Annotated in this window: 15 protein-coding genes; 7 read left to right on the top strand and 8 right to left on the bottom strand. The window is 57.2% G+C overall.

Annotation, left to right across the window (positions count from 1 at the left end; all coding sequences use genetic code 11):
• Window positions 1-7 precede the first annotated feature (7 nt).
• Complete coding sequence (locus tag FrondiHNR_RS08000; protein ID WP_347567093.1) at window positions 8-1,081, bottom strand: phosphatase domain-containing protein; 1,074 nt, start codon at window positions 1,079-1,081, stop codon at window positions 8-10.
• Window positions 1,082-1,349: 268 nt separating this feature from the next.
• Between FrondiHNR_RS08000 and FrondiHNR_RS07995 the strand changes: the two genes are divergently transcribed.
• The 4 genes from FrondiHNR_RS07995 to cydC all read left to right on the top strand — a co-directional run bounded on the left by FrondiHNR_RS07995 (window position 1,350) and on the right by cydC (window position 7,459).
• A complete protein-coding gene (locus tag FrondiHNR_RS07995) occupies window positions 1,350-2,798 on the top strand; it encodes a cytochrome ubiquinol oxidase subunit I (protein ID WP_279352258.1) in 1,449 nt (482 codons plus the stop codon).
• 15 nt (window positions 2,799-2,813) lie between these two features.
• Complete coding sequence (gene cydB, locus FrondiHNR_RS07990) at window positions 2,814-3,845, top strand: cytochrome d ubiquinol oxidase subunit II (RefSeq protein ID WP_279352257.1); 1,032 nt, start codon at window positions 2,814-2,816, stop codon at window positions 3,843-3,845.
• Between the two features lie 217 nt (window positions 3,846-4,062).
• The gene (cydD, locus tag FrondiHNR_RS07985; RefSeq protein ID WP_279352256.1) at window positions 4,063-5,781 is read left to right on the top strand and encodes a thiol reductant ABC exporter subunit CydD; all 1,719 of its coding nucleotides are present in this window, start codon (window positions 4,063-4,065) and stop codon (window positions 5,779-5,781) included.
• Window positions 5,768-7,459: a thiol reductant ABC exporter subunit CydC gene (gene cydC, locus FrondiHNR_RS07980; protein ID WP_279352255.1), complete on the top strand. Its 1,692-nt coding sequence runs from the start codon at window positions 5,768-5,770 to the stop codon at window positions 7,457-7,459. The genes cydD and cydC overlap by 14 nt, the downstream gene beginning before the upstream one ends.
• Window positions 7,460-7,494: 35 nt before the next feature.
• Here cydC and FrondiHNR_RS07975 read toward each other — a convergent pair whose 3' ends face one another.
• A complete protein-coding gene (locus FrondiHNR_RS07975) occupies window positions 7,495-8,379 on the bottom strand; it encodes an aminotransferase class IV (RefSeq protein WP_279352254.1) in 885 nt (294 codons plus the stop codon).
• Window positions 8,380-8,617: 238 nt separating this feature from the next.
• Between FrondiHNR_RS07975 and leuS the strand changes: the two genes are divergently transcribed.
• The 3 genes from leuS (at window position 8,618) to FrondiHNR_RS07960 (ending at window position 14,784) form a co-directional block, all read left to right on the top strand.
• A complete protein-coding gene (leuS, locus tag FrondiHNR_RS07970; RefSeq protein ID WP_279352252.1) occupies window positions 8,618-11,191 on the top strand; it encodes a leucine--tRNA ligase in 2,574 nt (857 codons plus the stop codon).
• Between the two features lie 100 nt (window positions 11,192-11,291).
• Entirely contained in the window at window positions 11,292-12,182 is an 891-nt protein-coding gene (locus FrondiHNR_RS07965; protein ID WP_279352251.1) for a helix-hairpin-helix domain-containing protein, read from the top strand.
• A complete protein-coding gene (locus FrondiHNR_RS07960; RefSeq protein WP_279352250.1) occupies window positions 12,166-14,784 on the top strand; it encodes a ComEC/Rec2 family competence protein in 2,619 nt (872 codons plus the stop codon). The genes FrondiHNR_RS07965 and FrondiHNR_RS07960 overlap by 17 nt, the downstream gene beginning before the upstream one ends.
• Window positions 14,785-15,213: 429 nt before the next feature.
• Here the strand turns inward: FrondiHNR_RS07960 and FrondiHNR_RS07955 are convergent, their stop codons facing one another.
• Genes FrondiHNR_RS07955 through idi form a run of 6 tightly spaced genes read right to left on the bottom strand, consistent with a single transcriptional unit; the run spans window position 15,214 to window position 20,905 of the window.
• Window positions 15,214-16,419, bottom strand: coding sequence for a prenyltransferase (locus FrondiHNR_RS07955; RefSeq protein WP_279352249.1), 1,206 nt, complete (start codon window positions 16,417-16,419; stop codon window positions 15,214-15,216).
• Window positions 16,416-16,745, bottom strand: coding sequence for a lycopene cyclase domain-containing protein (locus FrondiHNR_RS07950; RefSeq protein WP_279352248.1), 330 nt, complete (start codon window positions 16,743-16,745; stop codon window positions 16,416-16,418). The genes FrondiHNR_RS07955 and FrondiHNR_RS07950 overlap by 4 nt, the downstream gene beginning before the upstream one ends.
• Entirely contained in the window at window positions 16,745-18,355 is a 1,611-nt protein-coding gene (gene crtI, locus FrondiHNR_RS07945) for a phytoene desaturase family protein (RefSeq protein ID WP_279352247.1), read from the bottom strand. Before crtI ends, FrondiHNR_RS07950 begins: the two co-directional genes overlap by 1 nt.
• Complete coding sequence (locus FrondiHNR_RS07940) at window positions 18,352-19,245, bottom strand: squalene/phytoene synthase family protein (protein WP_279352246.1); 894 nt, start codon at window positions 19,243-19,245, stop codon at window positions 18,352-18,354. Before FrondiHNR_RS07940 ends, crtI begins: the two co-directional genes overlap by 4 nt.
• Window positions 19,242-20,369 (bottom strand): polyprenyl synthetase family protein, encoded by a 1,128-nt coding sequence (locus FrondiHNR_RS07935; protein WP_279352245.1) that lies wholly within the window; start codon window positions 20,367-20,369, stop codon window positions 19,242-19,244. Before FrondiHNR_RS07935 ends, FrondiHNR_RS07940 begins: the two co-directional genes overlap by 4 nt.
• A complete protein-coding gene (gene idi / locus FrondiHNR_RS07930; RefSeq protein ID WP_279352244.1) occupies window positions 20,366-20,905 on the bottom strand; it encodes an isopentenyl-diphosphate Delta-isomerase in 540 nt (179 codons plus the stop codon). The genes FrondiHNR_RS07935 and idi overlap by 4 nt, the downstream gene beginning before the upstream one ends.
• Between the last annotated feature and the right edge of the window lie 74 nt (window positions 20,906-20,979).

Raw genomic sequence — 20,979 nt, 5'->3', positions numbered from 1 at the left:
GAGGGCATTATGGCTCCCGCTGGATCTTCTCCATTTCGCTGGAGAGGGTGGCGCCATCGGGGCCGTAAATCCAAGGCACCCCACTCACTTGGGTGTGCAGCGTTGCCTTGCTTCGCCCGCCCGCAAGGACCGCTTCACCCGTTGTGAGTTGACGAATTGCAACGGTGGAAACATTGTCGGGGTGCTGCAGCGAAAACTCGTGGTACAGAGCCTCATCGTGTTGGCCGTCGTCGCCGATCAGAAGCCACTTAATCTCGGGGAACTCAAGTGCGATACGGCGCAGTTCTCGTTCCTTATGCTCCCTGCCGCTACGGAACCATCGGTCGGGTGTCGGACCCCAATCGGTAAGGAGGAGCGGACCCATCGGGTAGAGATTACGCGAGAGAAACCGGGTGAGGGTCGGGGCGACGTTCCATGCGCCCGTGGAAAGGTAGATGACGGGGGTACCGGGATGATTCGATACCTGCCGGTCGATAAAAACCGACATTCCGGGGGTGGGTACCCGCGCCTGCTCGTGGCGAACAAACGAGTTCCAGGCCGCGACAAAAGGTTTGGGAAGCTTCGTGATCATTACGGTATCGTCAACATCCGAGATGACTCCAAAGTGGGTGTTGGGATCAACCACGTAAACGGGAGACTCGCTTCCGCCCTGCCCATCCACACTGAGTTTTATGCTGTGCCAGCCGGGAGTGAGGGAAACCGGCACGATACTGTCGATAACTCCGCCACGATCAGACATCACCTCGCCGTGAATAACGCCATCAACTTCAACCGTGACGGGAGTGAAGGGTACGTGGACGCTCGTAAAGCTGCGCCATCCGCGCACGCGAGAAGCCTGCTGCTCATCAATACGAACACCCGTGACGTGGTTTTGTTTTGGGTTGAGGTAGAGCACTCTGCCCAGCACACGGATCCAGTGAGGGCGGCCATAACCAATGTAGGGAATAACAGTGGGAACTTTTCCGCGTTTGACGGCTCGACGGGAACGACCAATGTGTATCCAGTCCTCTAGCCGGGCCAGGAGAACGGGTCGGATGGGCTCATCGGGAGTGGGGGTGATTGCGCTAGAGGGTGAGTCCACCAATCTAGTCTAGAAGGTAGCGGGTGTGATGGAGAAACAGGTGGCGACTTTAGTTCGCTACGAGCACGGCTTTCGCTTTTAATATATCTTGACGTCTAAATATGCAACCCTATTGCAACTAAATGGAGCTGTGAAAGTACTGACAAGCGTAAAATAGTAGGTGGCTGAGCACTACCGCCAGCAGGATCACGGGAATGACCATCCCCTTAGATTCTTTCTCAGGAATTCTCCCTTAAGCCGGGAAGAATCCGACTCTTTGGAGTGCGAATTGAACGTAGTCTTTGAACTAGACCCGCTCTTGCTTGCCCGATGGCAGTTTGGGCTCACCACGCTGTATCACTTCTTATTTGTGCCGCTTACCATAGGTATGGCCCTGCTGGTCGCTATTTTGCAAACTGCCTGGGTTCGTACGGGAAAGGTTAAATACCTTCAGCTCACCAGGCTGTTTGGAAAGATCTTCCTGATTAACTTTGCGATGGGGGTAGTCACCGGAATTGTGCAGGAGTTCCAGTTTGGAATGAACTGGTCCGACTACTCACGGTTTGTTGGTGACGTTTTTGGGGCTCCTCTCGCTATTGAAGGATTGCTCGCCTTCTTCCTGGAGGCCACGTTCATCGGCTTGTGGATATTCGGTTGGAACAGGCTGCCCAAGGGCCTCCATCTTGCATCCATCTGGATGGTTTCACTCGCATCAATCCTGTCTGCGTATTTCATCCTGGCGGCAAACGCCTTCATGCAAAATCCACAAGGGTTTGAGCTCAACATGGAGACTCAGCGCGCGGAGCTCACCGATATGGGAGCCATACTTACTAACCCGGTAGCGCTTACGCAGTTCCCCCACACCATCTTTGCCTCGATTATGTTCGCCGCGTGTGTGATTGCTGCGGTCGCCGCATGGCACCTCTTACGTAAACAGCACGTTGAAACAATGCGCACCGCCCTCCGCTTCGGTCTCTGGACCAACATCGTCGGCTTTGTCGGGGTCTTTTTGAGCGGTGATCAACTCGGCTTGGCCATGGTCGAGGCACAGCCCATGAAAATGGCGGCTGCGGAGGGTCTCTATCAGACTGCCACCGGGGCGGACGCCTCCTTCTCCCTACTGACTATTGGGACACCAGACGGGGTGCAGGAACTCTTCTCAATTCGTATTCCCTACCTGCTGTCATTCCTCTCCACACACACTTTTGACGGCACCGTCGAGGGTATCAACGACCTTCAAGCCCAATACACCGAGATGTTCTGTGGGGCAGACTCAGCACTGACCTGTCCCGCGAATGGAGACTTCACCCCCATCATTTGGGTTACCTACTGGGCTTTCCGCTGGATGATTGGTCTTGGGGCACTTGCCGCTCTGATCTCCGTGGTTGTTCTCTGGTTCACTCGTAAGAACCGCGAGGTTAAGCCCTGGGTATGGAGGCTCGCTATCTGGAGTGCCCCGCTTCCTCTGCTGGCTTCACTCGTCGGATGGATCTTTACGGAGATGGGCCGCCAGCCCTGGATAGTGTTTGGCCTCATGACTACCGAGAGCGGGGTCTCTCCCGGGGTCACGGGGGTAACCGTCCTGATCTCACTTATCGTCTTTACCCTCATATACGGTGGGCTTGCCGTTGTTGAGCTTGCGCTTATCCTGAGGGCAGCGAAAGAGGGTCCACCCAAGATTGAAGAGCCCGAAGACGGCTCAGACGTTGACCACAAGACCTTCGCCGCGGTCTACTAGGAGAAGAAATAGCTGATGGAACTTCAATACATTTGGTTCTTTATTGTTGGGATACTCCTCGTGGGGTACCTGGTACTTGACGGGTTCGATTTTGGTGTCGGAATCAGCCTTCCCTTTGTTTCCCGTGACGATGTTGATCGCCGTGTTGTGATCAACACCATCGGTCCGGTCTGGGACCTGAACGAAACCTGGCTGATCGTCGCCGGGGCCTGTCTTTTTGCGGCCTTCCCCGAGTGGTATGCCACCATGTTCAGCGGCTTTTACCTGGCGCTCCTTCTGATACTTGCCGCGCTCATACTCAGGGGTGTCTCTTTTGAATACCGGCACCAGGGGAAGAGCGAGAGATGGAAGAAGTGGTTTGACTCTTTTATCTTCATCGGCTCGGTGCTACCTCCGCTCCTGTGGGGAACCGCCTTTGCTAACCTCATTCATGGGGTGCCAATTGAACCGCTTGAGACGGGCGGATGGATCTTTACGGGTAACCTCTTCACACTCCTCAACGCGTATAGCCTGTTGGGCGGAGTAACCGTGATGATGCTCTGCTTCGTTCACGGGTTGGCCTTTATCGCCTTGAAAACCGAGGGAGAGGTTCGCGAGCGCTCGCGCGCGCTTGCCGTACGGATGGGGCTTATCACCATTGTGTTGGCAGCCGCTTTCTTGGTCTGGACTATTATTGAGCACCTGGACTCTGAAACCATCGGTTTTGTTGTAGCCTTTGCTGTGCTCGCCGCTGTGGCTCTCATCGGTGCCTGGTTTGCCAACCTGAAGGGGCGCGAGGGAATTTCCTTCACCTTCCATGTTTTCACAATGGCCTTTGCTCTGCTCACCATCTTTATGGCGCTGTTTCCCAACGTTATTATTTCGAGCACAGACCCCGCGTATTCCATGAGTATCACGGGGGCTTCTAGCTCGCAGATGACGCTTGAGTTTATGACGTGGGTTGCGATTGCAACGCTCCCGCTTGTGCTGGGCTATCAGGCGTGGACCTACTGGGTGTTCCGCAAGCGGATCTCGCGCAAAACCATCATGGCTGCACCAAAACACTAGGTGCAGGAATAGATCTGGCAGCGGTGCACTTCTCCCCCCCTCTGTGCCGCTGCCAGTCACCTTCTGCTGTGAGATTGTGGATCAGGCTGTATGACATGGGTTAAGCGAAAAGCTAGGTACTACTTAAATAATTAATGAGGCCTGATCGCCTACGCGGCTCGACACGTGGACGGCGGGGATACGGTGTTGTGGTTCAGAATTTGGGAGAATAAGAAGTGTGAAGCCATTTGACGTGAGACTCCTCAGTTACGCACGATCAATTCGCTGGGTTCTTGCTCGTAGCGTGCTGATCGGGTTGTTACGGGTTGCCTCTCTTGTGGGTTTTGCCTGGTTTACCGCCCAGGTTGTTGTAGGGGTTGTCTCAGGCACCGACTGGGATTCCCTTGCGCTCAATCTGGCGGGCCTTGCGGGAGCGGTGGCGATTCGTGCGCTCACTGTGTGGTTGAGCGAGGCAAATTCTGCCCGCGGTGCGTCAGAGGTAAAAAGTGAATTGCGTCGTGCGAGCCTGGAGGCGGTTCACCGTTTGGGGCCTTCTTGGTTGGCCGGACGTTCCTCCGCCTCCGTCACAACTTCTCTCACTCAAGGGTTAGATGCTCTGGATGAGTACTTTGCAAAGTATCTCCCGCAGCTCATTATGACGGCCTTGGCCACCCCTATTCTTGTGATCATTATTTGGGTGCAAGATTGGACAAGCGCCGTGGTGATTCTTGTGGCATATCCCGTCATCCCGATTTTTATGATTCTTATCGGGTTGGCAACCCAGTCGGTGCAGAAAAAACAATGGGAGGCTCTCGGTTCGCTGGCCAGCAGCTTTCTTGACGTGGTGAAGGGGATATCTACTCTCAAGATTTTTGGGAGGGCTGAGCGGCAGGCTGCGCGTATTGAGAGCGTTACCGAAGATTATCGAAAGCGAACCATGAAGGTTTTGCGGATTACCTTCCTGAGCGGTTTTGTTCTTGACCTGGCCGGAACGCTATCGGTGGCTTTTGTTGCCGTGGCGATTGGTCTTCGGCTGGTTGAGGGCACTATGCTGCTCTCGGTTGGCCTGTTTGTTCTTTTACTGGTGCCCGAGGTTTTTCTCCCGATCAGGCAGGTGGGGGCAAGCTTTCACGCTGCCGCAGAGGGGCTGACCGCGGTGGAGGATATTTTTGAGATTCTTGAGGGGGAGCAGGCTGCTCGCGTTACCGATCGGGTCGAGACGGGTCGTGATGGGAACATGACGGGTCGTGATGGGAACGTGACGGGTCGTGATGGGAACGAAGCGAACACTCCTGTGGTGAAGTACGCGGGGAAGAGCCCGCTGCTCGAGCTCAGAGACGTTTCTGTGAGTTACGGAGAACACACGGCGGTGAGTGAGCTAAATCTTCGGGCCTCAGGCGGGGAGATCGTGGCGCTGGTGGGGCCGAGTGGTGTGGGAAAAAGCAGCGTGTTGGGGAGTATCACGGGGCTTGTTCCCCACGCGGGGAGTGTGCTGGTATCGGGTAGTCCCGTGGACTCGCAGGCCGCGGGCGTGCGCACCTGGCTGTCGTGGGCCGGCCAGCAGCCCGGTCTGGTTGCGGGAACAGTGGCAGAGAACATCGCCCTCGGTTCGGGTGTTCCCGACGGTGCAGCCGTTGTCGCCGCGCTTGAGACCGCCGCCGCGTTGGAAATCGATCCAGGGCTGAGACTCGGTTCCGCGGGTGAGGGTCTGTCGGGAGGACAGGCCCAGAGAGTTGCCATTGCCCGGGCCGTTTATCGATTGCGTAGCAGAGGCTCTCGTGTTTTACTCTTGGATGAGCCAACCTCGGCGGTGGACTCGGTGACCGAATCATCCATCATGGACGCGCTTGAAAAGCTTGCGGCAACGGGAATTGCCATTGTTATTGTGAGTCACCGAGCTTCCGTGATCGATCGGGCCCACACGATCGTAAGGATGACAGACCGTGTCGCAGCATAGCTCGGAAAGTCTTGAGCGCGAGATTATCGCGAACGCGGTACCACCGCGGAAAAACTTTTCCCTCAGTGCGTTGCTCGGGGTACTGGGTGACTTTTCAGCGGTTGCGCTGCTCGGAGTGAGCATGTGGCTGATCGTCCGTTCGTCGGAACAACCTCCAATCCTGTACCTCACCTTTGCCGTTGTGGGGGTGCGTGCCTTTGCGATAGGCCGTGCGGCATTCCGCTATGGAGAGCGTCTTACCAGTCATGACGCCGCCTTTCGACAGCTCTCGAAGCTACGAGTTTCGTTTTACGAACGGCTTTTACCGATTGCACCGGCGGGGTTACAAAAAACCGGTCGCGGAGACCTCATGAGTCGGGTGGTGCGCGATGTGGATGAGCTGCAAAACTATCCTCTGCGGGTGCTGCAACCGCTGATCATGTCGGGAACAGTTCTGACGCTGAGCGTTGTTCTTGTGTGCTTTATTTCCCTTCCCGCGGGTCTGGTGCTTGCGGTCTGCTTAGCGGTATCGAGCGTTTTGGCCCTCGGAGCTAATCGGGCGGTATCGGCCCGGGCCGAGAAAGAAATTTCACGACTGCGAGGAAGACTGGCGGACATTATTCTCGACACCCTGGCTGCTCTGAGCGTGCTGACCGTTTTTGGGGCGCTGGAGGAGCGGTTGGCGCTGGTTTCTCAGGCCGATGCCGAGCTGCGAGCCGCCGAGCGGCGTAGAGCGGTTGGCGCGGGCGTGGCCGCCGCCATAGTGTCCCTGCTTGCCGGGCTCGCCACGGTTGGTGCGGTTTTGGTGACCGCGGATTCCGTGGCTGCGGGTGTGCTAAACGCCCCGCTCTTTGCCGCCGCGGTGTTGGTTCCCGCCGCGGTGTTTGAGGTTTTTGGTGCCGTTCCCGTGGCTCTGGCGTCTCGTCGTGAGGTTCAGGCTAGCGCTCACCGCTTGGCTACGGCCGTGCCCGAGAGAATACCGGAGGGCATTCCCGCGGACACCTCAACCGAGACGCTTCCTCAGCTTCCCCTCACGGATAGCCTGCTGGAGCTACAGGGGGTGTCCGCGCATCACCCGGGCGAGGACACGCCGGTTTTGCGTGACGTGACCTTCTCCGTGATGGCGGGTGATCGTATCCTTATCGAAGGGGCGAGCGGGGCGGGTAAGAGCACCCTGGCTCAGGTGCTGGTTCGCTTTGTGGATTATAAAGGTTCGTATCGGGTACGCGGGGTGGAGGCTCAACATCTAGCGCAGTCGGCTGTCCGCGGGGTTGTGGGCCTGTGTGAACAGCAACCACACCTTTTTGACAACGACATTCGTCAGAACCTTCTCTTTGCCAAGCCCGACGCCACCGAAGACGAGCTACTTGACGTGCTTGAGCGTGTGGGTCTGGCCGAGTGGGCAGCGGAACGAGGTGGGCTGGCTGCTCGGGTGGGGGAAAGCGGTGCGCTTGTCTCCGGTGGCCAGGCGCAGAGAATAGCACTTGCTCGCGCCCTTTTGGCGGGATTCCCCGTGATCGTTTTTGACGAACCCACCGCAAACGTTGATCCCGATCGGGCGGATCGGCTAGTCTCCGATATTCTCGGGCTTGCCCGGGAGAGCGGGCGGGCTGTCATTATTATTTCGCACACCCCGGTTCCCTCTGAGGGGCTTACCGCAACTCTGCGGCTCAGCGGTGGGAGAGTGCTGGTGAAGTGAGGGGCCCGAAGCCGCGGTGTTGTTCTCTGGAGAATTTATTGCACGCTGAGAGATTCTTTTGCGTGTGATCGTTGCAGTGAGAACCGCTCTAAACGCTCCGCTTTTGGCGCTGCCAGCACAGTGTTATTGATAGCTATCACCGCACGTATACCGTGGAGTGCGTTTACCGCCCACACTTCACACTCTCCTGCGGAGGCCTCCTCGATGATGCGTTCGAGAGGAGCCGTTTCAGGGCGGATAGCGGACCCCTCTTGCTTTGCCACCCTGCGTACTATTCCTTCGGTGATACTGGAGATGCGTTGAGCGGTGTCGTCGATGTGAAAAAGTGTTTCTCCTCGCCAGAACAGAAGGCTTGTCGTTGTCCCCTCGACGGGTCCTCCGCCGGGAGTGCACATGATGGTCTCGTGCCAAACTTCCAAGTTATTGTGCGCGTATATATCCTCTGTGCGGGTGGAGCTATTAAGGCAGGCAAGAGCCGGGATATCTGGACCCTTGATGGTGGGGGAGTGTCGGGGGTCCCGCAGTGTACTCACCGCCGAAACCAGCGGTGTGATGAGTGGTGCGGGGCGAATCAGGAGGGCGAGAATTGGGCCCTTTTTCTGTTGTGGCTCAACACTACTGAAGAGTGTGTCGTTTGGTGCAAGTATTTCGTAGCGCGGAAACCATTCCTCCCCGTCGCCGAGGAGTGATCCCGCGGCCCTGTAGTAGGCATCCAACTGCTCTGTGAGAGAGGCATCGATGCCTCGAGAGAAATCGCGGAAACGCTTGTGATGCTGATGAAGTGCCACGACCTGTCCGTGTGACACTCGATGAGAGTCAGCCGCCAAGAGGGAACGTTCCGTGTCGGGGGCAATTTCGTGCAGTTTTCCCTCGCTCCGCCAGAGGAAAAGACGCTCGGTGGCGATCGGGTGGTGTGACACTCGGCTCCTTGTGGGGTGGGTGTGGTGCTGCAAAGCGGGCAAGGCCCTGAGGGATAGAACTATTAATCCTATGTTAGGGGTGTACTCGGCTTCTTGAGTAACCATACGGTGCTTTGATCGGGCTCCGCCACCCCGAGGTGAATCCCACGCATACCTCAGCCGGGTTCGCGCTATTCTTATATGTGGGTCTGTCACAACCCTGCGACCTAAGTGATTGAGACGTGCGATAGAGGATCGATTGAGCAACAAAAACGGCGCTTCCGCCCACGAGGTATACGACTTTCAGGCAATTCAGGATCGATGGCTTCCCGTGTGGGAGGAGTTGAAACCGTTCCAGATCGGGCAGGAGCCTGATTCCCTCCCGCGCAAATACGTTCTTGATATGTTTCCTTATCCCTCCGGCGATCTGCACATGGGGCATGCCGAGGCCTTTTGCTTTGGCGATGCCGTGGCGCGCTACTGGCGCGGGCAGGGTTTTAGCGTGCTCCACCCGATCGGATGGGACTCTTTTGGTTTGCCCGCTGAAAACGCAGCCATCAAACGGGGTGTTGATCCGCGGGAGTGGACCTACGCCAATATTGATCAGCAAAAAAAGAGTTTCCGTGTTTATGCTCCCTCGTTTGACTGGGACCGTGTGGTTCACACAAGCGATCCCGAATACTACAAGTGGAATCAGTGGTTGTTTCTCAAGATGTACGAAAGGGGCCTGGCCTATCGTAAAGCTAGCTGGGTTAACTGGGATCCGGTAGATCAGACGGTTCTTGCCAACGAGCAGGTGCTTGAAGACGGAACTTCCGAACGCTCGGGTGCCGTCGTGGTTAAGAAAAAGCTGACCCAGTGGTACTTCAAGATCACCGACTATGCAGACAGACTCCTTGATGATCTCGACCAGCTTGAGGGCACCTGGCCCGCCAAGGTTCTGAGTATGCAGCGCAACTGGATCGGTCGCTCGAAGGGGGCTGAGGTTGACTTTGAGGTGGAGGGGCGCGAAGAAAAAATCTCCGTCTTCACCACTCGGCCCGACACGCTCTTTGGCGCGACCTTTATGGTTGTTGCTCCGGACTCCGATCTGGCGGCCGAGTTGGCTGCCGAGTCTACTCCCGAGATTCAAGTCGCGTTTGATGAATACCTCACCGCAGTTCACAAGAGCAGCGATGTTGATCGACAGAATGCGGATCGTGAGAAGACGGGCATCTTCCTGGGGAAGTACGCCACCAACCCGGTCAACGGAGAGCGCCTCCCCATCTGGACCGCAGATTACGTTCTGGCGGACTACGGGCACGGCGCGGTGATGGCTGTGCCCGCCCACGATCAGCGCGATCTAGACTTTGCCCGCAAATTTGAGCTGCCGATTCGGGTCGTGATTGATACAACCGCGGCCGTGACGGGTGTGGTGCCCGCTGTGGCTCGTGACGAGGACGATATTGTGGTTGCGCCCCCAACGCTTGATCAGATTAACCCTGCCGTCACAGGGGAGGCGCTGGCGGGCGATGGTCGTCTTATTAACTCCGGCCCGTTGAACGGTCTGAGCAAGACCAACGCTATCAATCGTTCCGTTGAGCTTCTTGAGGAGATGGGAGCGGGGCGCGCCGCAAAGACCTACCGTCTGCGCGACTGGCTGATTTCAAGGCAGCGGTACTGGGGAACCCCCATCCCGATTTTGCACGGCGAAGACGGAGAACTTATCCCCGTCGAGCAGGATCAGCTACCGGTGAGGCTCCCCTCCAGCGAGGGCCTTGATCTCAAGCCCAAGGGAACGTCTCCCCTGGGGGCGGCAGACGAGTGGGCTACCGTTGTTGACCCTCAAACTGGGCGCACCCTGCGCCGTGACCCCGATACCATGGACACGTTTGTGGATAGTTCGTGGTATTTTCTGCGTTTCTTGAGCCCCAACGATGATACGCGGGCGTTTGATCCTGAAATGGCGGATGCCTGGGCTCCGGTTGATCAGTACGTGGGGGGTGTGGAGCACGCGATTCTTCATCTGCTCTACGCCCGGTTTGTCACCAAGGTTCTTCACGACATGGGGTATGTGAGCTTCACAGAGCCCTTCCACGCTCTCCTGAACCAGGGGATGGTTCTGCTTGACGGTTCCAAGATGAGCAAGAGCAAGGGAAATCTGGTTGAGTTTGACGACGAGCTTAAAGCTCACGGTGCGGATGCCCTGCGCCTCACCCTTGCGTTTGCCGGGCCTCCCGAGGACGATATCGATTGGGCGGATGTTTCGGTACAGGGATCCGCGAAGTTCCTTGCCCGGGCGTGGCGTGTGGCGCAGGATGTTGCGAGTGAAACCGGTGTCGATTGGAGCGGTGGTGATCGAAAACTGCGAAGGCACACCCACCGTTTTCTTGCGGAGGTTCCAGGATTGGCCGAGTCGTTTAAGTTTAACGTTGTTATCGCTCGCCTGATGGAACTCACTAACGTCACACGCAAGGCTATCGACGGTGCGGTGGGTCCGGCGGACCCCGCCGTTCGTGAGGCGGCAGAGGTTATTACGGTTGCGCTCAATCTTTTTGCGCCCTACACTGCCGAGGATATGTGGAACAAACTTGGATACCCCGCGAGTGTTTCCACCGTCGTGTGGCGTAAGGCTTTGCCTGAGCTTCTTGTGGAGGATCAGGTAACGGCGGTTATTCAGGTTGATGGCAAGCTGCGTGATCGTGTGGAGGTCTCACCTCAAATTTCCGCTGATGATCTGGAGGCTCTTGCTCGTGGAAGCGAAGCGGTGGCGCGTTCTCTCGAAGGTCGGGAAATCGTGAACGTTATTGTTCGTGCGCCAAAGATTGTAAATATCGCTACCCGGGCGCAATAGCTTCTTGCCGTTCCCCACCACAGCTATCTGCCACTGACAAGTTATCCACTGATTGAGTATTCCGTCCACGCTAGGGTACTGCCTGGCCTAGCGTGGACGCATGGTACTTGCTCCGTCTCATTGGAATCTCAGATCAGACCCCGAACGTGGGCCCGTTAAAACGGCTGGCTCACCGGGCGCTGCCTCAGGGCCGATTTCCGGCACCGGGGCGGGGGTCGATTCCGGGGTGGGGGCTGACCCGGGGTTGGCGGCCGATGCGGGGGCGACAGGCCGGTTCGTGTCGACGCCAGATGCAGGGTTAACGGCCGGCACTGAGGCCACGGTGGCCCCCGTCGCACGTAACCCTCTCCGAGTCACTCTGCTTGCTGCCTGTCTAGCTTTTGTGTTGGCGCTTGCCGCTGTTGTGGGTTGGGGTGTTGTGGGTGAATGGTTGCAATCCGACGAGGCGGCGTCAGACTCTACACCAGAGGAACTAGAGAACTCTGTCTCCTCGACAGCTTCAAACGCCCAGGGTTCCACTCCGAGCGAACCTCGTGCTGCAGGGAGTGGGCAGCAGGTCTATGTTCACGTTCTTGGTCAGGTTGTGAACCCCGGGCTATACGTTATGACGGAGGGGGTGCGGCTGGTAGACGCGGTTGCTGTAGCCGGAGGCCTCACCGCGGAGGCGGACTCGGCGGCAGTGAACCTGGCACGCGTAATATCCGACGGTGAGCAGGTCTACGTTCCGGCGCTGGGTGAGGTACAGCAGGTGGTCCCACAGGGGACACCGAGTGGGGGATCTTCCGGGGCAACTACCGGCCTGGTCAACCTCAACGTGGCAACTCAGGCCGAGCTAGAGACGCTTCCACGCGTGGGGCCGACAATGGCTCAGCGCATTCTGGAGTGGCGTCAGAACTCGGGTCCCTTCTCCGCGGTAGAAGATTTGCTCAACATTAGCGGCATAGGCGAGAAAACCTTTGAAGGGTTACGCGATCTTGTTTCTGTTCGATAAACAAGCATCAAAACCTCAGAACGAGGTGAAGCACACGGGTGAGCTGCATCCACGCGGAGCGGTGGGTGCTCGCGGTGAGCTGGATCTGCGCTTGGCTATTCCTGCGGCATGTGTCTGGGTCGCTGGGTTTATTCTGATCACCCAACCCAGATACGCCGGGTTTGTGGCAGTGGGGTGCTTCCTCTGTGCTTTTCTGTTGATTCTTCTCTTCACGGTGGTAAGTAGGTCGTCGAGGGGATGGCCCGGATATCGCGGACGCCTGAGTGGTGTCCCACAGGCGGTGCTGAGCCTCACCGTGGTGGCGCTGGTTGCGTTTCGGATCGGAGGAGAATCCGATTTACGTGTTCCCGAGGCGCTTCTTGATGCGGCCCAGACGCGGCAGACCGTGCTGGCCATGCTTGAGGTTACGTCGGATCCCACCACGACCCAAACGGGTTTTGGAGAGGAACAGAGAGTTTTTGCCGTGATGACCTCTGCGATTTTGGCTCCCTCAGCGCCAGGAACAACAGGGCGGGACAAGACGCTAGACACAAAAACCGTAATCTCGATGCGGTCACCGGTTGTTGTCCTGGGGGAGAGGGAAGATCTCTCTCCAGCACACATCGGTTCTCGAATGGTTGCGCAGGTCACACTTCGTGCGACCGAAAGTGGTGAACAGCGTGCCTTCATTGCAACGCTTGGTGCTCAGGCCCCGCGACACCTTCCAGCTTCTCCGTTTCTGGGCACAATGAATACCCTCAGAGATGGATTGAGCGATTTTGCCGAGACATTGCCCGGGGTGGGAGGAGAATTGCTACCCGGTCTTGCAATCGGTCAGACCGGCCTTGTCTCGGAAGAACTGAATCGGCAGATGAAAGAATCATCGCTCAGCCACCTGACCGCCGTGTCGGGTTCGAACTGTGCCGTGGTCACCGGAATTCTGGTGGCGTTGAGTTCTCGTGTGGGATTCCTCCGGCGAGGCCGCTCTCTTATTGCCACCGGGGGTCTTGTCCTCTTTGTTGTGCTGGTTACTCCTGATCCCAGCGTGCTGCGTGCTGCGTGTATGTCGCTTGTGGTAATGGCGAGCATGCTTTCGGGACGACCCGGACGAGGAATTGCGGCGCTTTCCTGCGCAGTGATTGTTCTGCTCGTGGCCGATCCGTGGATGAGTAGAAACTACGGCTTTGCACTCTCGGTTTTTGCGACCGGGGGTATTCTCTTGCTTGCGCCCGCTCTAGCTGAGCGATTGGCGCGGGCGGTGCCCGGCTGGTGTGCACTTGCTGTTGCTGTTCCGGTTGCTGCCCAATTGGCGTGCCAGCCGATTCTTATCTTGCTTCAGCCCGAAATTTCGTTGATTGGTGTGGTAGCGAATATTGTTGCCGCTCCCGCAGCACCGGCTGCCACTGTACTCGGGTTGGTAGCCTGCCTTCTTCTTCCTGTGGTCGGGTGGCTAGGACAGATGATTGGTTGGGTGGCGTGGTGGCCATCCGCGTGGATTGGGCATGTTGCCCGAGTCTCTTCCGAACTGCCCGCAGCAAGAATAGCTTGGGTTGATGGAGCGTGGGGGGCCGCGCTAGCGGCGCTTGCGATCATCGGGGCGCTCTGCGGGCTCCTGATTCTTTCGCGCCATCCGGCACAGAGAGCTAAGAAAGCACCTCGGATCGGTGGAGCGATAAAAGAGCTTTCCCACCGAACTGTTGCCGCGGTGATGTTTGTGTTGAGCGGTGTGATATCCGGTTTTTCAATCGGTGCGGTTAACGTTTCTGATTGGATTGACCTGGCCACTCGCCCCTCCGAGTGGGCATACGCAATGTGTGACGTTGGGCAGGGAGATGGGTTTCTCGTTCGATCCGAAGAACACACCATCATGATTGATGTGGGGCCCGACCCCGCTGCTGCGACGGAGTGCCTGCACCTTCTGGGTGTTGATCGGATAGACCTCCTGGTGCTCACCCACTCGGATCTTGACCATGTCGGAGGGTTAAACGGTGTCATGAGCAGGGTGCAAACCGCGATCGTTTCTCCTCCGCGCGAAGCCCGGGAGCAAGCAATTTTTACGAAGCTTGAGTCTGCGGGTATAAAAACCACTCGAGGTCTTGCCGGTATGAGCGGCAGCATTGGAAATGCGCAGTGGAGCATTCTGGGTCCACACGAGCCAGACACACGAGAAGAACGGGGCATCAACACAAATGATCGAAGCGTGATCCTGGAGATCACTCTGTCGCCGCCGGGAAGGCAACAAAGCCGGGCCGTGTTCTTAGGTGACCTGGGGGAGAGGGCGCAGCAAAAACTTCTCGCTCGGGTGGAGGGAGAGTTGTCTTCCATCGATGTTGTCAAGGTGGCGCACCACGGTTCGGGCGACCAATATGATGCGCTCTATCAAAAGATTTCCGCGCGGTTTGCGCTTGTGTCTGTGGGAGCCGAAAATAGTTATGGACATCCGGCAAAAAGCATTCTCGAAACTCTGCGGCAAAGCGGGACTCGAGTCTTTCGTAGTGACACTATGGGAACGGTTGCTCTCACGCCACCGTCGAACAAAAGATCTACAGACACATCCGGTATGTCTCAGGGACAACGGGGAGTGTGGGACGTGTGGCAGCGGGGTGTTCCTCCGAGCGAGTAAAGTCGTTGTACCCTTCTGCCAGAGAGCACACACGGGATTATTTTTCAGGCGCTTGGAAGCTTTTATGACTGGTGGTCATGCCGGGAGAATCGTAAAATTCCTGCGAGTAATTTGGGTCTTATCGTGACGTGCTGAGGTACTGGCCCATATTTTGCGCTGTGCTCATCACGATCCGGGTAGCTGGATATCCGCACGAACGCCTCCGCGGTGGGGCCGCTCGCACAAGCCAGCGTACAACTTCCTGGTTGATGCTTGTGAAGTCAGCTATTACTGGACAAATCTCTAGAGGGCGGAAGAAGTGATTACTGCCAAGGGGGCCTGTTTGTTCTCCTCGTGGTAAGGCTATATGAGCATCTACGCGTCCAGAATTAGGTTCTTAGTAATTGTCTGGATCCAGGAGCGCACCTGCTGTGGAACAGGGTCTCATCGTCAGGATATATTCCACTCTATGATCAGGATGAGTGTCGCCAGAAAGCCGGAAAAGAAATTGAGGAAAATGAAGCGACGCCAGGCCGCATGCGTGCGGTGCGCGTCAGCGTCGCTGAGGTTCAACCAGGGGGCGCAGTTCAGCAGGTAGGGGACTGCGATGAGTCCGGCGAGCGGTCCTGGCCACGGTGTCAGGAGCATCGTTGTTCCGGCTAGTACCCAGAGCACGAATGCGAAGCGAGCGGTCCTGCGCGCGCCGAAGACGGTGGCTATCGAGTGAATGCCGGCATCGCGGTCTGGGGCGATGTCCTGGATCGCGCCGAACGCGTGTGCAGCCATGCCCCACAGGAAGAAAGCGCCTAGGACGAGCAGGATAGGCGAGCTAAAATCTGCTCCTCCGAGTGTGAGCCCGACCAGTGCGGGGCTTACAAAGTGAGTGCTGGACGTGATTGAGTCGAGCACCGGACGTTCTTTGAAGCGCAGTCCCTTCACAGAGTATGCAATCACCGCGAAGACGCTCACTCCGAGTGCAAGCCAGGTGTTTGGGCCTCCGGCCGCAGCGAGCAGCGCTAGGAAGGGTAGGTTGATGATCGCGGCGGTCCAGAGAATCGGGCGATGGAGCTGTGGGTCTAGCAGAGCTCCTTCTATGCCGCCCTTGCGAGGGTTGCGGAGGTCAGACTCATAGTCGAAAACATCGTTGATCCCGTACATAGCGAGATTGTAGGGAATGAGGAAATACAGACTCCCCACGAGGAAGACCCAGTCGAAATTATGGGTTGTAAGTAGATAGGCGGCCCCGAAAGGAAAAGCTGTGTTCACCCAGCTCACCGGTCGAGAGGAGAGAATCAGCTGAGCGAAGCCGCGCCGCCGCGCCACGCCGCCGTGTTGTAACAGTATCCAGAGTGAGGGCAAGAGTAACGTGCCAGCGAGTGGGTAGGCGAAATCCTCGATGGGGACAAGACCAATCATCAATCCCCCCACGTATTCGGGAGCGTAGGTAAAGAGGCCCGATCCAATCATGAGGTTGTCGAATATTGCGGTGAGTGTGAACAACACCAGCACGGTCAAGCCAATTGCGCTCCAGTGACGCCGTAAGCTCCCCGGATTGGTCAGCGTCGGATTGCGGCGATGCTTTGCAACAGCCAAGATTATCAGCGACAAAACCAGTGTGAGTCCGCTGCCGAGGAGCGCGAGCGCAGGGTAGCTCATGCGCGGTCCCTCGTACGCAGGCCGAGAAGCCGCACCGCACTCGTGTAGACGACCATGATGCACAGCACCAGGAAAATCAAGAACACAGGCTCTTCGATCGGCATCTCTGGTGCGAGTACTATGCCGGTTGCAATTATGCTGTCGCCTCGCAGGAAGATTCCCGTGGCTATGCCTGCTAGGTCCCAGAACAGGAATAGAACAGTTCCCAACGATGTGATGATCATCGCAGCCAACGGGTCGTGCCAGAAGAACAGACGGAAACGGCGATCAAGGATGAGCATACATCCAATCCCCGTGAGCAGCGATGCGAGATAAAGCACTCCCATCAGACTGCCTCCTTCGTTCGCATCGGCCTGAGGAGTGGCCCTGGACTGTGATCATTGCGAATGCGCTTAAGTACGAGTTCGGCGCTGATGAGGCACATGGGTACGCCGACTCCGGGTGCTGTTGTCGCTCCGCCGTAGTACAAACCTGACACCTTTTTTGAAGCGTTCTGTGCGCGGAACATCGCGCTTTGGCTGAGAGTATGGGCCGGCCCGAGCATGCCACCCCGCCAGGAATTGTACTCACGGGAGAAGTCCGTCGGTCCAAGGGTTTCGCGTACGACAATGCGCTCTGGTAGGTTCTCGATGCCGGCCCAGGACGCGACCTGATCGATCGCCGCGTCGGCGGTGCGCTCAATTAAATCGTCTCCGATTCTGTCGCTGCCCCCCCTTCCGAGACTGGCATCTGCTGGAATAGGGATCAATAAGAAAAGGTTCTCGTGACCTACCGGCGCAGCGTTCGGATCCGTGGCGCTGGGCTTGCAAACATACAGTGACGCGGGTGAAGGGATGCGGGGTGAAGAGCCGAAGATTGCGTCAAAGTTCGCCTGCCAATCCTCAGCGAAAAAGAGTGAGTGGTGGGGCAACTCGGGCAACTCGCCTCGGACCCCGAGCATCACGATGACCGCGCCAGGACCACTGGTACGTTTTTGCCACCATGACTCCGGGTAGCTGCGATCGGATTCGGAGAGCAGGCTCGTCTCAGTGTGGTGCAGGTCGGCCCCGGACACCACGATGTCAGCCGACGCGTAGTGTTCGGAACCAGAAAGGTCGCGCCACACAACACCGGTGACCTCGCGGTGTCGCTTGCGCGTCCTTTTGTTCTGTGATTCGCGAGTGGTGATCCGTACTGCTTCTGCTCCAGTTGTTATCTGAACCCCCGCTTCGTGCGCGAGAGCTTCCAATCGTTCGATGATACGCCAGAAGCCACCCATCGGATATTGGACTCCCTCGTCGAGGTCGAGCGCGCTCATGAGGTGATACATCGCTGGAGCATCAGCCGGGGTGGTTCCCAGGAAAACAGCAGGATAGCCCAGTACTTGGCGCAACACGGGGTGCTTGAATCTTTTTGCTACATAGGACTCAAGAGATCTCGAGAGCAGACCTATCAGCTTCGGTGTCGCCCTGAGAACCTCGCCGTGCAGGAGAGAGCTTGGTCGTGTGAAGGGGTTGTAGAGGAAATATTTCTCGGCCATATTGGTGGCGTGGCGGGCTGAATTAAGGTAGGCGTTGAGCTTCCAAGCGCTTCCCGGCTCGATTCGCTCGAAGGCGTCCAGCACTGCCTTCGCTCCGTAAGGGATCGTGACGGCCTCGGAAGGTCGACCGTCAGCGCCGGGTTCTGAGAAGACACGGTAGCCGGGCTGGAGGTAGGAAAGTTCGAGCTGTTCAGCCGTGTTCGTACCTAGTAGCTCAAAGAAGCGATCGAACACCCTGGGCATCAGATACCAGGATGGTCCGGTGTCGAATCGGAATCCATCGCGCTCAAGTACTCCTGCCCGCCCTCCAACGCGACAGTTCTTCTCGAGCAGTTTCACCTCGTGTCCTTCCTGCGCCAGAAGCGCAGCGGTGGCTAGTCCGGCAACCCCGGCCCCGATGACAATCGTTCGAGTCATGAGTCCCGCTCCAGCCAGGTAGTGAGCAGCGCACGTGCTGCGAGTGCAGCTTTCAGCAGGTCGGGAACGCGCACCCGGGATCGGTAGAGTTCCTCCACGGGTGTGCGCTCGACACGGTCGGTGAGAGCGGAAAAAAGCGCCAGTGCACTGCGCACTGCCGCCCGAGAATCCTTGGGGAGCAGCGCTATAGTGGCTCTCGCGTTCTTTAACTGGGATCGCACGGTGCGAACCCATAGAAGACGATCCTCATCTGTGAGATGCGGGTTTTTACTCAGGTAGCTGCGGCCAAGGCGATCTGTATCGTCGGCGAGGTCGCGCAGAAAGTTTATGTTCTGGAAGGCCGCTCCGAGCTGGCGAGCACCGTATTCGAGTTGCTGCCACTGACTCTCGTCGAGCCTGCGGTCTCGGACGAAGACGCGTAGGCACATAAGTCCTACAACCTCGGCGGAGCCGTAGATATAGCGCGAGTGAGCCTGCTCGTCAAAGACCAGCGGCGCGTGCAGGTCTCCCGAGAGGTCCTGGTACATGGACTCGAAGAAGGGGCGCACGAGTGCCTCGTCAATGCTAGCAGCGCGGGCGGTAGAGGCGAATGCATGAATCACTAGGTCACACGAGTAACCTGTTCGCATAGCGCAGTAGGTGTCCTCGACGTAGCGGTCGAGGACACGCTGCTGCTCGGGTACACCCAGGCCCGCCTCTGAAGCAACACCATCGACGATTTCATCTGCAATACGCACTAACGCGTAGATATTGCGTACGTGTTGTCGGTGGCGACGACCCAGGAGTTTTGTTGCCAACCCGAACGAGGTGGAGTATGCAGTGATAACCTCGTCTGCTGCGAGCTCTGCTGTTCGTGTGAATTGATGGAGCGCTGAATCGTTGCTTGTCATGCTGCACGCCCCTTAAGCTCAGAGGCATATGAAAGGAGGAGGCGTCGCGCTCCTGGAGGAATAGAGTGCGCACTATGCGCATTTACCAACACTTCGTACAGGGCTGAGGTCTGTTCTTCGATTAGGCTCCGCACAAATTTCTTTGCCCCGCACTCGTCGAGTAGACTTCGTATTCGCTCGGCAACTTCCACGGTGATCTTTGGATTCTCAAAATTGGCTTCGATTGAGGGCCATGTGCTGGTCGTCCTGGCATACGAGATGATGGTTGTCTGTTTTCTCTCACGAAGATCAGAGAATGCGTCCTTCCCGTGAACCTCGGAGTCGCCAAACGTGGAGATTAGGTCATCTTGGAGCTGGAAGGCGAGTCCGAGATAACGACCCGCCATCGCAAGGCTGTTCTCAAGCTCTTGGGTAGTGCCGGCGATGATCGCGGCTGTTCGCAGAGGTAACTCAAACGTGTAGGTTGCAGTTTTATGTGTGGACATTGCGAGCACCGTGCTGAGGTCGGGCATGATTAGCCCGTCGCTGAGCCCGACATCTAACTGCTCACCCGCCACCGACTCAGTAATGCTGTGTTCAAGCAGATCCAGCAGTTTTAGACGCATTTTTTGCGGCACTTCCGCCCTGGCGAACAACTGGTGAGTGGCCGCTAATAGCAGATCACCCATCAGGATTCCACCGGTACGAGCCCAGTGAAGCGCGGTATCCTCTCTTCCTTTCTGAGAGACCTCGCCATAGAGACGGTTAACACCGTCGTCTAGGAGCGTTCCGATAAGGTTGCGGCGACCACGTCGGAAGAGATCCCCGTCAATCACATCATCATGCAGGAGAAACGAGTAGTGCAGTATTTCGATTGCGGTAGCGATGCGTAGTACTGTCGAACGATCGGTAGCTTGCTGAGAAGGGTTGTCCTCCACCAGTGCGTCATATGTCTCCATCATCAGTACTGGGCGGACTAGCTTTCCGCCCAGTACGTGTTGTGTGGCAATTGACCAAAGCTTCGAGAATTCACTCCCATACGCCTGTGCTGCAGCGCTCTGCCGGGCGAAGATTTCCGCGAGCTCATGTTTAATCGTTCCACGTAGTTTCTCACGGGCCAGATTATCGGTGGCAGCAGCCTTCATGTGGCTACTCCTCTGTATGAATCCAGCGTTTCAAGTAGCAGAGGGAGTTGCATCACAAGCCAAGGGCTAAAGGCGAATGGTGCGAGTCTGACTGCCTCTGTAAGAGATCGCGGCGAGACCCATGCCCATTCGGCCACTTCAGTAGCATTGGGGCGGATCTGACCCCTCAAGGTGGCAGTGTAAACAGGGCAGAGTTCGTTCTCGACTATTCCATTCGCGTCGACGGCGCGATAACGGAATTCTGGTAGCTCAACCGATAATCCTTCAAGTTCTGCACCGAGCTCATCGGCTGCTCTGCGAAAGATTGCGGACTCGAATGATTCGCCTGGAGCGGGGTGGCCGCAGAAACTATTCGTCCACACACCTGGCCAGGTGGGCTTCACAAGCGCCCGACGTGTCACCAACAAATGCCCCTCTCGATCGAGCACATAGCAGGAGAAAGCAAGGTGGAGGGGTGTGTTTTTGCTATGTACTGTGGACTTATCTGCAGTTCCGACTACCTCGCCGTGGTGACCAAGCAGGACAACTCGTTCCACCGACTACCTCCTAAGTGCTTATGTGGGCTTACCCAGATTACTATCTTCGTTATCAATCTAGGAAGCGCGAAATC

This window comes from Lysinibacter sp. HNR (genome assembly GCF_029760935.1).
Classification (GTDB): Bacteria; Actinomycetota; Actinomycetes; order Actinomycetales; family Microbacteriaceae; genus HNR.
This window is presented reverse-complemented; position numbering and strand designations above follow the sequence as displayed.

What these genes read in the sequence shown, in the direction of transcription:
- cydB (WP_279352257.1), top strand. Translation starts at nt 2,814, where the DNA reads ATGGAACTTCAATACATTTGGTTCTTTATTGTTGGGATACTCCTCGTG.
- FrondiHNR_RS07965 (WP_279352251.1), top strand. Translation starts at nt 11,292, where the DNA reads ATGGTACTTGCTCCGTCTCATTGGAATCTCAGATCAGACCCCGAACGT.
- FrondiHNR_RS07955 (WP_279352249.1), bottom strand. Translation starts at nt 16,419, where the DNA reads ATGAGCTACCCTGCGCTCGCGCTCCTCGGCAGCGGACTCACACTGGTT.
- FrondiHNR_RS07950 (WP_279352248.1), bottom strand. Translation starts at nt 16,745, where the DNA reads ATGGGAGTGCTTTATCTCGCATCGCTGCTCACGGGGATTGGATGTATG.
- crtI (WP_279352247.1), bottom strand. Translation starts at nt 18,355, where the DNA reads ATGACTCGAACGATTGTCATCGGGGCCGGGGTTGCCGGACTAGCCACC.
- FrondiHNR_RS07940 (WP_279352246.1), bottom strand. Translation starts at nt 19,245, where the DNA reads ATGACAAGCAACGATTCAGCGCTCCATCAATTCACACGAACAGCAGAG.
- FrondiHNR_RS07935 (WP_279352245.1), bottom strand. Translation starts at nt 20,369, where the DNA reads ATGAAGGCTGCTGCCACCGATAATCTGGCCCGTGAGAAACTACGTGGA.